15 protein-coding genes are annotated in these 12,855 nt (G+C 68.0%); 8 read left to right on the plus strand and 7 right to left on the minus strand.

Annotated features, from left to right (window positions below; all coding sequences use genetic code 11):
- Nucleotides 1-2 precede the first annotated feature (2 nt).
- Nucleotides 3-1,181, minus strand: coding sequence for a VWA domain-containing protein (locus tag CSW60_RS19235; protein WP_099538773.1), 1,179 nt, complete (start codon nucleotides 1,179-1,181; stop codon nucleotides 3-5).
- A 186-nt stretch (nucleotides 1,182-1,367) separates the two neighbouring features.
- The gene (locus tag CSW60_RS19240; RefSeq protein ID WP_099538774.1) at nucleotides 1,368-1,904 is read right to left on the minus strand and encodes a GNAT family N-acetyltransferase; all 537 of its coding nucleotides are present in this window, start codon (nucleotides 1,902-1,904) and stop codon (nucleotides 1,368-1,370) included.
- Between the two features lie 143 nt (nucleotides 1,905-2,047).
- On the opposite strand from CSW60_RS19240, the gene CSW60_RS19245 reads away from it, so the two are divergent.
- The 4 genes from CSW60_RS19245 to dxs all read left to right on the plus strand — a co-directional run bounded on the left by CSW60_RS19245 (nucleotide 2,048) and on the right by dxs (nucleotide 5,896).
- A complete protein-coding gene (locus CSW60_RS19245; protein ID WP_099538775.1) occupies nucleotides 2,048-2,659 on the plus strand; it encodes a histidine phosphatase family protein in 612 nt (203 codons plus the stop codon).
- A gap of 96 nt (nucleotides 2,660-2,755) precedes the next feature.
- Nucleotides 2,756-3,010 carry an exodeoxyribonuclease VII small subunit gene (locus CSW60_RS19250; protein ID WP_013078521.1) on the plus strand — a complete coding sequence of 85 codons (255 nt, stop codon included), beginning with the start codon at nucleotides 2,756-2,758 and terminating at the stop codon, nucleotides 3,008-3,010.
- A 37-nt stretch (nucleotides 3,011-3,047) separates the two neighbouring features.
- On the plus strand, nucleotides 3,048-3,944 hold the full coding sequence (locus CSW60_RS19255) for a polyprenyl synthetase family protein (protein ID WP_099538776.1): 897 nt from the start codon (nucleotides 3,048-3,050) through the stop codon (nucleotides 3,942-3,944).
- 17 nt (nucleotides 3,945-3,961) lie between these two features.
- A complete protein-coding gene (gene dxs, locus CSW60_RS19260; protein ID WP_099538777.1) occupies nucleotides 3,962-5,896 on the plus strand; it encodes a 1-deoxy-D-xylulose-5-phosphate synthase in 1,935 nt (644 codons plus the stop codon).
- A gap of 25 nt (nucleotides 5,897-5,921) precedes the next feature.
- Here dxs and CSW60_RS19265 read toward each other — a convergent pair whose 3' ends face one another.
- The 5 genes from CSW60_RS19265 to flgF form a co-directional block, all read right to left on the minus strand.
- Nucleotides 5,922-6,386 (minus strand): hypothetical protein, encoded by a 465-nt coding sequence (locus CSW60_RS19265; protein ID WP_099538778.1) that lies wholly within the window; start codon nucleotides 6,384-6,386, stop codon nucleotides 5,922-5,924.
- Nucleotides 6,387-6,500: 114 nt separating this feature from the next.
- Nucleotides 6,501-7,235: a flagellar basal body L-ring protein FlgH gene (gene flgH, locus CSW60_RS19270; protein ID WP_099538779.1), complete on the minus strand. Its 735-nt coding sequence runs from the start codon at nucleotides 7,233-7,235 to the stop codon at nucleotides 6,501-6,503.
- 13 nt (nucleotides 7,236-7,248) lie between these two features.
- Nucleotides 7,249-8,013, minus strand: a complete 765-nt coding sequence (gene flgA / locus CSW60_RS19275) for a flagellar basal body P-ring formation chaperone FlgA (protein WP_099538780.1) — start codon at nucleotides 8,011-8,013, stop codon at nucleotides 7,249-7,251.
- Between the two features lie 4 nt (nucleotides 8,014-8,017).
- Nucleotides 8,018-8,806, minus strand: a complete 789-nt coding sequence (flgG, locus tag CSW60_RS19280) for a flagellar basal-body rod protein FlgG (protein WP_099538781.1) — start codon at nucleotides 8,804-8,806, stop codon at nucleotides 8,018-8,020.
- Between the two features lie 13 nt (nucleotides 8,807-8,819).
- A complete protein-coding gene (gene flgF, locus CSW60_RS19285) occupies nucleotides 8,820-9,557 on the minus strand; it encodes a flagellar basal-body rod protein FlgF (protein WP_099538782.1) in 738 nt (245 codons plus the stop codon).
- Nucleotides 9,558-9,747: 190 nt separating this feature from the next.
- On the opposite strand from flgF, the gene fliL reads away from it, so the two are divergent.
- The 4 genes from fliL to CSW60_RS19305 are packed head-to-tail and all read left to right on the plus strand — an operon-like array spanning nucleotide 9,748 to nucleotide 12,848.
- Entirely contained in the window at nucleotides 9,748-10,398 is a 651-nt protein-coding gene (fliL, locus tag CSW60_RS19290; protein WP_099538783.1) for a flagellar basal body-associated protein FliL, read from the plus strand.
- A 28-nt stretch (nucleotides 10,399-10,426) separates the two neighbouring features.
- Nucleotides 10,427-11,527 carry a flagellar motor switch protein FliM gene (gene fliM, locus CSW60_RS19295; RefSeq protein ID WP_099538784.1) on the plus strand — a complete coding sequence of 367 codons (1,101 nt, stop codon included), beginning with the start codon at nucleotides 10,427-10,429 and terminating at the stop codon, nucleotides 11,525-11,527.
- Entirely contained in the window at nucleotides 11,524-12,072 is a 549-nt protein-coding gene (locus CSW60_RS19300) for a DUF6468 domain-containing protein (RefSeq protein ID WP_099538785.1), read from the plus strand. Before fliM ends, CSW60_RS19300 begins: the two co-directional genes overlap by 4 nt.
- Nucleotides 12,069-12,848 carry a MotE family protein gene (locus tag CSW60_RS19305; protein ID WP_099538786.1) on the plus strand — a complete coding sequence of 260 codons (780 nt, stop codon included), beginning with the start codon at nucleotides 12,069-12,071 and terminating at the stop codon, nucleotides 12,846-12,848. The genes CSW60_RS19300 and CSW60_RS19305 overlap by 4 nt, the downstream gene beginning before the upstream one ends.
- Nucleotides 12,849-12,855: the final 7 nt, after the last annotated feature.

Below are 12,855 nucleotides of genomic sequence, written 5' to 3' on the forward strand. Positions count from 1 at the left end.
CCTCAGCCGCGAACCAGCTCGCGCATGGCCTTGTCCAGGCCTTCCAGGGTCAGCGGATACATCCGGTCGGACAGGATCTGCTTCATCACGCCGATGGACTGGGTGTAGTCCCAGTGCCGTTCGGGCGTCGGGTTCAGCCAGACGCAGCTTTGGTAGATGTCGGTGACGCGCTGCATCCAGATCGCGCCGGGCTCTTCGTTCCAGTGCTCGACGCTGCCGCCCGGATAGGTAATCTCGTACGGGCTCATGGTCGCGTCGCCGACGAAGATCACCTTGTAGTCGGCCGGGAACTTGTGGAGCACGTCGAAGGTCGGGATCTTCTCGGTGTGGCGGCGCTTGTTGTCCTTCCAGACCGTCTCGTAGAGGCAGTTGTGGAAGTAGTAGAATTCCAGGTTCTTGAACTCGGTCTTGGCGGCGCTGAACAGCTCCTCGCAGAGCTTGATGTGGCCGTCCATCGAGCCGCCGATGTCGAAGAAGATCAGCACCTTGATGGCGTTGCGGCGCTCGGGCCGCAGCTGGATGTCTAGATAGCCCTTCTCAGCCGTGCCCTTGATCGTGCCGTTCAGGTCCAGTTCCTCGGCCGCGCCGGTGCGGGCGAACTTTCGCAGGCGGCGTAGGGCGACCTTGATGTTGCGGGTGCCCAGTTCGACGCTGTCGTCGAGGTTCTTGTACTCGCGCTTGTCCCAGACCTTCACCGCCCGGCCGTGGCGGCTCTTGTCCTGGCCGATCCGCACGCCTTCGGGATTGTAGCCGTTGTTCCCGAACGGCGAGGTCCCGCCCGAGCCGATCATCTTGTTGCCGCCCTCGTGGCGCTTCTTCTGCTCGCGCAGGCGCTCCTGCAGGGTCTCCATCAGCTTCTCGAAGCCGCCCATGGCCTCGATCTGGGCCTTTTCCTCGTCGGTGAGGAATTTCTCGGTCAGGGCCTTGAGCCACTCTTCCGGGATGTCGGCGGTGAGGCCCTCGTTGACGGTCTCCAGGCCCTTGAAGACGTGGCCGAACACGCGGTCGAACTTGTCGAGGTTCTTCTCGTCCTTCACCAGGCTGGCGCGCGACAGGAAGTAGAAGTTCTCGACCGTGCGGTCGATGACGTCCTTGTCGAGGGCCTCCATCAGCAGAAGGTATTCGCGCAAGGACACGGGAACCTTGGCCTGGCGGAGCTCGGAGAAGAAGCGAAGGAACATCGGCGCGGCTTTCGAACGGTTGTTCGGATTGTGGGGCCTAATGCGAGCCTGCGCAACGCCCCCTCCGTCTCGCCGCGTATCCGCGGCGATCCACCTCCCCCGCAAGCGGGGCAGGATGGCGGCAATCATCCTCCCTCGCGAAGCGGGGGAGGTGGCCCGAAGGGCCGGAGGGGGCGCTATTCGAGCTCACCCCCGTCGCAGGATGAACTCCAGATCCCGCGTCTCGCCGACCGGGAAGAAGTACTCCCCGACCTTCTCGAACCCCAGCCGCTGATACAGCCGCTGCGCGCCGAAGTTCTCGGACCAGACACCGATCCACAGCGGACGCGGACCGTCCTTCTCCAGCCATTCCAGCGCCGTGTTCAGCAGGCGTGAGCCCCGGCCGCCGCCCTGATGCGACTTGAGCAGATAGAGGCGCTTCAGCTCTCCATCGCCGGGCTTCACGTCGTCGTGCGGCAGGTCGCAGGGGCCTGCAAGGGCGTAGCCGATCGCTTCGCCGTGCTCGTCCTCCAGGATCCACGACGCCTTGTCCGGATGCGCCAGGTCGTTGCGCGTGCGCTCCAGGCCGTAGGCGTAGGCCAGGAAGGTCTCCAGGTCCTCGGGCGGGTAGAGGTGCGCGAAGGTCTCGGCGAAGGTGCGCGCGCCCAGGCTGGACAGGGTGTCGGCGTCGTCGATCGTGGCGCGGCGGAGCGTGTCGGTCATGGCGACCTGAGTAGCTGCCATGACCTGAGCCTTCAAGCGACGGGCGGGTTGTGTCGCCGGGCCAGGGGGGCTACCACCGTCCGGAGCCGGGGCGTTCGCCGCCGCCGCGCGCACGCGTTTTTCCAGGAGGAACGAGAGGACGGGATTTCCGCTCTCTCTTCAATATGGCCGACGTCACCGCCGACCACGCATCCCCCATCGCCCGCCCGGGCGTCATCACCCTGGCCCGCCATGGCGAACCCGCCTTGTCGCGCAAGGTGCGCCTCAACGCGCCCGAATACGGGGCTTGGTGGGCGCGGTACGAGGAGGGCGGCCTCAAGGAAGGGCAGGTTCCGCCGGCCAGCCTGGTGGAGCTGGCGAAGAGCGCCGACGTCATCATCGCCTCGACCCGCCGCCGCTCGATCGAAACGGCGCGGGCGGTGGTCGGCGACCGCGCCTTCGCGACCGACCCGACCTTCATCGAGGCGCCGCTGCCGCCGCCGCCCTGGCCGCTCTGGATCCGCATGTCGCCCAAGCGTCTGGGCTTCTTCGCCCGGTTCTGGTGGTGGTTCTTCGACCATCACGGCGGCCAGGAGACGCGCAAGGCGGCCGAGGCCCGGGCCGGGCAGGCGGCGGACCTGCTGATCGAGCTTTCGGACTCCGGCCAGGACGTGCTGGTCCTGGCCCACGGCTTCTTCAACTGGATGATCGCCGACGCACTGAAGCAGCGCGGCCTGACCAAGCTGTTGGATCAAGGACACGGCTATTGGAGCATCAAGCGCTTCCGCCGCGCTTGAGTTCAAACCCTCTTCCCTTAACCAACGGCAAGCTCTAGGCCGTTGTCGATGAGCTTGCGGGCCTCTAGGCTTAGATCCGCACACCCGAGAGTTGCAATGACCGACGCTACGAACCCTTCCGCCGACATCTCCGCCCTGAGCTTCGAGGAAGCCCTGGCGCAGTTGGAACGGATCGTGGCTGAGCTGGAATCGGGTCAGGCGCCGCTGGAGCGCTCGATCGACATCTACGAGCGCGGCGCGGCCTTGAAGGCCCACTGCGAGAAGAAGCTGGAAGCCGCGCGCCTGAAGGTCGAGAAGATCGTCCTCGGGCAGGGCGGGGCTGTGTCCGCCGAAGCGGCCGAGTTCAACTGATGGGCGGCGCGCGTCCGCTGAGCCAGGGGAGCCGCCCTTGACCGACCTCGCCTCCGACCTGGCCCGCCGGATCGTCCAGGCCGCCGACATCGTCACCGTGGCGCTCGATGAGCTGCTGCCTCGGGCCGATGGTCCGGAGAGCCGCCTGACCGAAGCCATGCGCTATGCGGCGCTGGGGCCGGGCAAGCGCCTGCGGCCGTTCTTCGCCCTCGAGACCGGCAAGATGTTCGACCTGCCCGAGCGGCCGGTGCTGCGGGCGGCCTGCGCGCTGGAGTGCATCCACGCCTACAGCCTGGTCCACGACGACCTGCCGGCCATGGACGACGACGACGTCCGCCGCGGTCGTCCGACCGTGCACAAGCAGTATGACGAGGCCACCGCCATCCTCGCGGGCGACGCCCTGCAGACGGCGGCCTTCGAGATCATGGCCCATCCGGACACCCACGACGACGCCCACATCCGCTCGGAGCTGGTGCGCAAGCTGGCGATCGCCTCCGGCGCGCGCGGCATGGTCGGCGGCCAGATGATCGACATCCTGGGCGTCCGCGACGATCTGGGCGCTGTGGCCCGCATGCAGCGACTGAAGACCGGCGCGCTGATCGCCTTCGCCTTCGAGATCCCGCTGATCATCGCCCGCGCCAAGGAGTCCGAGCGCCACGCCCTGATGGCCTTCGCCCAGGACCTGGGCCTGGCCTACCAGATCGTCGACGACATCCTCGACGCCGAGGGCGACGAAAAGACCCTGGGCAAGGCCGCCGGCGGCAAGGACGCCGCCAAGGGCAAGGCCAACTACGTCACCCTGCTGGGACTGGACGCGGCGAAAGAGCGCGTGACGCTTTTGGCCGAACAAACGCGTTCCCATCTCGAAATTTTTGGCGAGCGGGCCGAACATCTCCGCGAAAGCGTTGATTTCGTGCTGGACCGCCGCAACTGACCGCGCTTTCTTCCGACATGTCTTCCAAAACGCCCTTGCTCGACACCATCGCCTCGCCCGCCGACACGCGAGGTTTGTCCGTCAGCGAATTGAAACAGCTGGCGGCCGAGGTGCGCGCCGAGACGATCGACGCGGTGTCGGTGACCGGCGGCCACCTGGGCGCGGGCCTGGGCGTGGTCGAGCTGACCGTGGCCCTGCACCACGTGTTCGAGACGCCCAAGGACATTCTCATCTGGGACGTCGGCCACCAGGCCTATCCGCACAAGATCCTGACCGGCCGCCGCGACCGCATCCGCACGCTGCGCCAGGGCGGGGGCCTGTCGGGCTTCACCAAGCGCGCCGAAAGCGAATACGACCCGTTCGGCGCGGCCCACGCGGCCACCTCGATCTCGGCGGCGCTCGGCTTCTGCGCCGCGCGCGACGCCCGAGTGGCCAATGGGGGCGAGGACAATAGCGTCATCGCCGTGATCGGCGACGGCTCGCTGGGCGCGGGCATGGCCTATGAGGCGATGAACGCGGCGACGGACACGACCAAGCGCCTGATCGTCATCCTCAACGACAACGACATGTCGATCGCCCCGCCGGTGGGCGGCATGAGCGCCTACCTGGCCAACCTGGTCTCGGGCGGCGCCTATCGCTCGGTGCGCAAGCTGGGCAAGACGGTGGTCGAGAAGCTGCCCAGCCCGATGCGCGAGGCGGCCCGCAAGGCGGAAGAATACGCCCGGGGCATGGTCACGGGCGGCACCTTCTTCGAGGAGCTGGGCTTCCACTATGTCGGCCCGATCGACGGCCACGACATGGACGCCCTGGTCAGCGTGCTCAAGAACGCCAAGGCCTTCGCCGACAAGCCGGTGCTGGTCCACTGCGTGACCCAGAAGGGCAAGGGCTACGCCCCAGCCGAGGGCGCCGACGACAAGCTGCACGCGGTGGTCAAGTTCGACGTGGTCACCGGCCAGCAGCAGAAGTCGGCCGGCGGCCCGCCCAGCTACACCAAGGTCTTCGCCCAGGAGCTGATCAAGCAGGCCGAGAAGGACGACAAGATCGTCGCCATCACCGCCGCCATGCCCTCGGGTACGGGTCTTGACCTGTTCGGCAAGGCCTTCCCGGATCGCACCTTCGACGTCGGCATCGCCGAGCAGCACGCGGTGACCTTCGCCGCGGGCCTGGCCGCCGACGGCATGAAACCATTCACGGCGATCTATTCGACCTTCCTGCAGCGCGGCTACGACCAGGTCGTCCACGACGTGGCGATCCAGGGCCTGCCCGTGCGCTTCGCCATGGACCGCGCGGGCCTGGTCGGCGCCGACGGCCCCACCCACGCCGGCAGCTTCGACATCGGCTTCATGGGCGCTCTGCCGGGCATGGTGCTGATGGCCGCCGCCGACGAGGTCGAGCTGGCTCGCATGGTCGCCACCGCCGCCGAGATCGACGACCGTCCCTCGGCGTTCCGCTATCCGCGCGGCGAGGGCCTGGGCCTCGACATGCCGGCGGTCGCCGAGCCGCTGGAGATCGGCAAGGGCCGCATCGTCCGCGAAGGGACCAGCGTCGCCATCGTTTCGTTCGGCACGCGCCTGTCGGAGAGCCTGAAGGCCGCCGACCTGCTGGCCGCGCGCGGCCTGTCCGCCACCGTCTGCGACGCCCGCTTCGCCAAGCCGCTCGATCTCGACCTGCTGCTGCGCCTGGCGCGCGAGCACGAGGCGATCGTCACGGTCGAGGAAGGCGCGATGGGCGGCTTCGGCGCCTTCGTGCTGCAGGCCCTGGCCCAGCACGGCGCGCTGGATCGCGGCCTGAAGATCCGCACGCTCTGCCTGCCCGACGTCTTCCAGGACCAGGACAAGCCCGACGCCATGTACGCCCAGGCCGGCCTCGACGCCGAGGGCATCTTGCGCGGCGCGCTGTCGGCGCTCGGCATGGACAATGTCAGCGCGGCGGGCGCGGGCCGCCGGGCGTGAGCCCGGAAAGCCTTTAAGTCCGGGCCTAAGCCCCGCACGCCTTGAAGAAGGCCCGCACGTCAGCCCGATCCTTGGAGTCGGCCGCCAGACTATGGCGCTGACCCTTGGCGAGCACCGTCAGATCGCCCGATTTGCGAAAGGCCTGAAACGCCGGAGCGCTGGCGCTGCCGCGCGCCTCCATCAGGCCTTCGCTCATGGCGTCGTCGACCTTGGCGGCGGCGAAACGGCTCTCGCTGCGGCCCGAGGTCAGCACCAGCTCGCCGCCTGACAGGCCGACGGCGGACAGGTCGATCTCGCCCGCGTCGGGCCGGCAGCGCATCATCAGCACGACGTCGTCGCTGTTGGGGCGGCCGTAAGCGAGGCGGGGATCCTCGCCGGCGTCGGCCAGATAGGACCACCGATAGCCGGTCGCTGCGACCTTCTCGTGCGCGCAGCCGGTCAATCCGGCGACCAGGAGCCAGGCGACAATCGGAAGGGCGCGGGGCGGCATGGAGGTCCTCCTCATGCGATCAACGCGGCTTGGACCTGAATGGCTCCTGAAAGCGAAACGGGCGCGGAGACCGCCTGGTCGCCGCGCCCGTGAAGATTGGCCTCTAAGCCCGGCCTAGAACGGCGAGAAGCGCTCAACCAGCGCCTGGCCGGCCGGGGTCTTCTGCACGCGGCTGATGTCGCCGCGGCCGCCGTAGCTGATGCGGGCCTCGGCGATTTGCGTGTGGCGAATGGTGTTGGCCGAGGAGATGTCCTCCGGACGGACGATGCCGGCCACGGTCAGCTGGCGCAGCTCGGCGTTGGTGCGGACCTCCTGGGTGCCCTGGATCACCATGTTGCCGTTCGGCAGGACCTGGCTGACCACGGCGGCGATCGTCAGGCTGATCTTCTCCGAGCGCTTGATGCTGCCCGCGCCCGAATTGGTCGTGTTCGAGCCGGTCTCCAGCGCGTTGGCCGGATCGAAGCCGCCCGGCAGCACCTTGCCCAGGCTCGATTCCAGGCCCAGCAGATGCGGGACGCCGGCCTTGGTGGTGGCGGCGCGCGAGCTGGAGGTCTGGTTCTTGGTGTCGACGCTGTCGTCGATGTCGATCATCACGGTCAGGATGTCGCCGACGCGGCTGGCGCGCTGGTCATTGAAGAAGGCGCGCGCGCCGACCCGCCACAGCGAGTTGGCCGAGGCGGCCTGCGGGGCCGGTTCGCGGGCCGAAACATATTGCTGCTGGATCGGGGCCAGGGCGGCGGGATAGCCGACGGGGGCCAGGTCCGGACCCTTCACGGCTTCCTTGACGGTGGAGCAGGCGGCCAGCGGGGCCAGCAGCAGGGTGGCGGCGATGAGAGCGGGGCGACGCATGGGTCAGAGCCTCTTAGCGAGCGGCGAAACGGACGGGTTGCGAACGAGCTTGCAAGCCTTGGGCCTGCGGGCCGACGGCGGCCGAGCCAGGGCCCGTCGCGACAGCCTGGATAATCTTCTTCGACAGCGTGTTCTGGACGGCGATCACGTCCCCGGTCGAGGCGGCGGCCATGGCCTTGCCTTGAAGCGAAAGGGAAATTCCGCCGTCGCTGTAGGTGACGGTGATCAGGTCGCCGGTCTTGATGACCTGGGGCGCGGTCACGTCGCGGGTCGAGACCGCGGCGCCTTCACGCAGGGGGCGCTTGGCGGCCAGGCCGATCACCGCGTCCGAGTCGCGCGGCGCGTCGGCCGGGGCCCCGGCCATTTTCGCCCAGACCAGGTCTTCCGGCTGGACGATTTCGCCGACCGAGAGGCTGCGGGCGTAGGCAAGAACTTCCACGTTGCCGCGCGCGGCGCCGGCCAGGCCGGCTCGGGTCGAGGCGCCGCCGTTGTCGGCGCCCTCGCGGACGATGATCCGGCGGATGCCTTGGCTGTTGTCCCAGTCGAAGCCGGCGCGGCGAGCGAACATCTGCACCTGGCCGGCGTCGAGCACGGCGCTAGGGCCCATGCGGGGCGCGACGACCAGGTTGGCGGCGGCGCCGGAGACGCCGTCGAACAGGTCGCCCAGGGTGACGCGGCCGTCCGCGTCGGTGGTGTCCATCCGCAGGCTCACCGGCGTCCCGGCGAGAGCCGGAGCGGCGAAGGCGAGGGCGGCGGCGGCGATCAGCAGCGCTTTCATCGGCTTACGACCTCATCTGCGAAGTGGTCTGCAGCATCTGGTCGGCCGTCGTGATGACCTTGGAGTTCATCTCGTAGGCGCGCTGGGCGGTGATCAGGGCGGTGATTTCCGAGACCGAGTCGACGTTCGAGGCTTCGGTGTAGTGCTGCAGCAGCGAGCCGAAACCCGGCTGGCCCGGCACGGCCAGGTTGGCCGCGCCCGAGGCGGCGGTCTCCAGGAACATGTTGTCGCCGATGGCCTCGAGGCCGCCCTCGTTCAGGAAGTTGGCGAGTTGCAGCTGGCCGATCGTCTGGGGCTGGGTCTGGCCGTCCAGCTTCACCTGCACCAGGCCGGTCTTGCTGATGATGATGTCGGTGGCGTTCTGCGGGACCGTGATGCCCGGCTGGACCTGATAGCCGTCCTCGGTGACGATCTGGCCCTGGTCGTTGGTCGAGAAGTTGCCGGCGCGGGTGTAGGCGGTCTCGCCCGAGGGCAGCAGGATCTGCAGGTAGCCCTTGCCCTGGATCGCGACGTCCAGCGGGTTGTCGGTCAGGGTCGGGGTGCCTTGCTCGGTGATGCGATAGACCGAGCCGGCCTTGACGCCGCCGCCGACCTGCACGCCGGTCGGGACGATGTTGCCGTCGCTGGACGACTGCGAGCCGGCGCGCTCGATCGTCTGGTACAGCAGGTCCTGGAACTCGGCCCGTTGGCGCTTGAAGCCAACGGTGTTCATGTTGGCGATGTTGTTCGAGATGACTTCGACGTTCAGCTGCTGAGCAGCCATGCCCGAAGCGGCGGTGCGGAGAGCTTGCATGGGCTAGCGTCCCTTAGTTGACTTTGCCCAGCCGCTCGACGGCGGTCCGGGACAGTTCGGAGGTGTTGTCCATCATCTTGGCGACGCTTTCGTAGGCGCGTTGAACCGAGATCAGCTTGGTGATCTCGACGACGGATTGGACGTTGGAGGCTTCCAGCATGCCCTGGTGGACGACGGCGTCCGGCGCGGGCTGCGGGGTGGTGTTGGTCGTGTTGCGGTAGAGGTTGTCGCCGTCCTTGGCCATCGAGGCCAGGTTGTCGGGGCGAACCACGGCGATCTTGCCGACCCGGACCGCGCCCTGGGTGACGATGCCGTCCTTGCCGATGCTGACCGGGCCCAGGACGGGGTCGATGTTGATCGGCCCGCCGCCCTCGTCCAGCACTGGATGACCGCCCTGGGTGACGATCTGGCCCTGGGGATTGGTCGTGAAGCGACCGTCGCGAGTGTAGCGCTCGCCGCCGCCGGTCTGGACGCGGAAGAAGCCGTTGCCCTCGATCGCCAGGTCGAAGTCGCCGCCCGTCTTGGTCATGGCGCCTTGGGTGAAGTCGCGGGCGACGCCGCTATCCAGCACGAACTTGACCGGGGCCGACCCGTCCAGGGTCTTGGCCGGCTTGGCCTGCTCGGTGCGGACCATCAGGTCCTCGACCTTGAAGCCCGTCGTATTGGCGTTGGCGATGTTGTTGGCCACGATGTCCAGCTCGCGGCGAAGCGTCAGTTGGCGCGAAAGGCCGACGTAAAGCGCGTTGTCCATGACGAGTTAACTCGGGCGGCTGGCGCGACAAATGCGCCGCACCTCCTGAAGCAACCTTCGTGCCAGAGCGAAAAGTTCAATAAAAACAGCAAATAGAAAGGTTAATGCGGGGGTGTTGGTCGGACTCTGCCGGGCAGATTCAGCCTGCGACCAAATGGCCTCCAAAACACATCGTTAACCATGCTCGCGCATGAGTAAGAGATATAGATTCCAAGGAACCGCGCGCGTGGCTCAGAACGATCAGGAAGCTCCGGAAGGTGAAGAGGGCGCCGAAGGCGAAGCCCCCGCCAAGAAGAAGCCGCCTATTCTCATCATCGCGATCGCGGCCGGCGTCCTCGTCCTGGGCGGCGGCGGCGCTGCGGCCTTCTTTCTCCTGAAGCCCAAGCCGGCGGCCGAAGCCGGCGAGCATGGCGCTGAAAAGAAAGAGAAAAAGAAGGAAGAGAAGAAGGAAGGCGGTCACGGCGAGAAGAAGGAAGGCGAGGGCGGCGCGGCCGCCGCGGCGGGTCCCGCGCCGGTGATCAAGGAAGGTCCGGACGGCGTGGTGTTCTACACCTTGCCCGACATCGTCGTGAACATGCAGACGGCCGACGGCAAGTCGACCTTCCTGAAGCTGAAACTGACTTTCGAGCTGCCGGACGAAGAGACGGCCGAGGCTTTGACGCCGAATCTGCCCAGGTTGCAGGACATGTTCCAGACGTTCCTGCGCGAACTGCGTCCCGAAGACCTGAACGGCAGCCAAGGCACCTACCAACTGCGCGTCGAGCTGCTGCGCCGGGTGAACCTGGTCGCCGCGCCGGCTAAGGTGAACGCGGTCCTCATCGAGGAGATGCTGATCAACTGAGCCTTCGGGCTGGTTGGGGCGAACGATCATGGCGGACGAAAACGATCAGTGGGGCGCTGAGAACGCCGGCGGCGACGGGGTCAACGAGTTCGGCGACTTCTCGGGCGGCATGGCCGGCTGGGACGACGGCGGCGGCGAGGGCGGCTCCGAACGCATCCTGAACCAGGACGAGATCGACAGCCTGCTGGGCTTCGACTTGTCGGGCGACGGCTCCGAGGACCGCACGGGCATCCGCGCCATCATCAACTCGGCGCTGGTGTCGTACGAACGCCTGCCGATGCTGGAAATCGTCTTCGACCGCCTGGTGCGGTTGATGACGACGTCCCTGCGGAACTTCACGTCCGACAACGTCGAGGTCAGCCTCGACAACATCAGCTCGATCCGCTTCGGCGACTATCTGAACTCGATCCCGCTGCCGGCCATCCTGGCGGTGTTCCGGGCCGAGGAGCTGGACAACTACGGCCTGCTGACGGTCGACTCGAACCTGATCTACTCGATCGTCGACGTGCTGCTGGGCGGCCGTCGCGGCACGGCGGCGATGCGCATCGAAGGCCGGCCCTACACCACGATCGAACGCGTGCTGGTGCAGCGGATGATCGAGGTGGTGCTGCACGACCTCAAGAGCGCCTTCGAACCGCTGCATCCGGTCGCCTTCTCGCTGGACCGCCTGGAGACCAACCCGCGCTTCGCCGCCATCGCCCGTCCCGCCAACGCGGCCATCCTGGTCAAGCTGCGGATCGACATGGAAGACCGCGGCGGCCGCATCGAGCTCTTGCTGCCCTACGCCACGCTGGAACCCATCCGGAAGATGCTGCTGCAGCAGTTCATGGGTGAGAAGTTCGGCCGCGACAACATCTGGGAAGGCCACTTGGCCACCGAACTCTGGACCACCCAGATGGAGGTTCGCGCCGTGCTCGACGAGCAGCAGCTGCCGCTGTCGCGCGTGCTGAACATGCAGGTCGGCGACACCCTGATGCTGAACGCCACCCCTGACAGCCTGGTCGAGCTGCGCGCCGGGGCCATCCCGCTGACCCGCGGCCGCATGGGCCGTCGCAATCACTCGATCGCCATCCGCGCCGAGGCGCCGCTGACGCCGGCCGCCAAGAAGGCCGTGCAGAAGCTGAAATGAGTCTCGTCGCTTTCGCCATGAACGGTTTGTTGGCGGTGCTGCTGATCGTGGCGCTGGCTTTCGGCTGGCGTCTGGAGCGCCGCCTGAAGGCGCTGCGCGACAGCCACGAGGGCTTCGCCAAGGCCGTGAAGGATCTCGACCAGGCCGCCGCCCGCGCCGAGCAGGGCCTGGCCGATCTGCGCGCCGCCACCGACGAGGCGGCCGAGACCCTGGCGATCCGCATCGAGCGCGCCCAGGCCCTGGCCGCCCAGCTGGACGAGCGGATCAGCCGTCCGCCGCCGGCTCGCCCCGAGCGTGAGGCGCCGGCGCCGGTTCGGGGGCGTGTGGAGGCTCCGCCGCCTTCCGCCGAGCGTCGCCTGAAGGCCGAGGATTTTGAACGCCTGCTGGAGCGGGAAGATCGCCTTCCGCCCAGCGCTCGCCCGATCCTGGGCGCGCCTGTCGCGCCCGCCGAAACCCCTCGTTCACGGGCGCGGATCGATGATGACCTCTTCGACGGACCGGGCGAGCCCCCGCGTCCCGGACCCCAATCCAGAGCCCGCCGATGAAGAACGTTCCGCGCATCCTGCCCCTGGTTGGCGTCGCCGTCGGCGGCGTGCTGGCCATCAACGCCCTGGCCGGCGCCAAGTCGCTGCCGGACATGCTGAGCGGCGCCAAGGCCTTCGCTGAAGGCGCGGTCAAGCCGGAAGGCAAGGCTGGCGAGGGCGCGCCCTCGGCCGAAGGCGCGGGCCAACCCGCCGCCGCCAAGGCGCCGCAGAGCTTGCCGCGCGCCTGCGCGCCGTCGGCCGACGCGCTGGCCAAGGAGGCCGGTCTCTCGCCCGCCGAGCTGCGCGTGCTGCAGAGCCTGGGCGCGCGTCGCGGCCAGTTGGACCAGCGCGAGCAGGACATCGACGTCCAGCTGCAGCTGCTGGCCGCCGCCGAGGCCAAGCTGGACGCCAAGATGAAGGCCCTGACCGGCCTGAAGGGCGACATCCAGGGCCTGCTGGGCCAGGTCGACTCCCAGAAACAGGCCGAGGTCGATCGTCTGGTCACCGTCTATCAGGGCATGAAGCCCAAGGACGCCGCCGCTCGCATGACCCTGCTGTCGGACGAGGTCCGCCTGCCGATCGCCGCCAAGATGAAGGAACGCACCCTGGCGATGATCCTGGCCAACATGGCTCCGGCCGACGCCAAGGTCCTGACCGAACGCCTGGCCGCGCGCCTCGCCAATCCCGTGGTCGAGAAGGGCAAGGCCGCCGTCGCCGACAACGGCGCCCAGGCCGCCGCGCCGGGCCAGCAAGCCGCTGGCGCGCCGCTGGCTGGCGCGCCCAAGAAGGCCGGTTAAGGGAGGC

The organism is Caulobacter sp. X, from assembly GCF_002742635.1.
GTDB lineage: Bacteria > Pseudomonadota > Alphaproteobacteria > Caulobacterales > Caulobacteraceae > Caulobacter.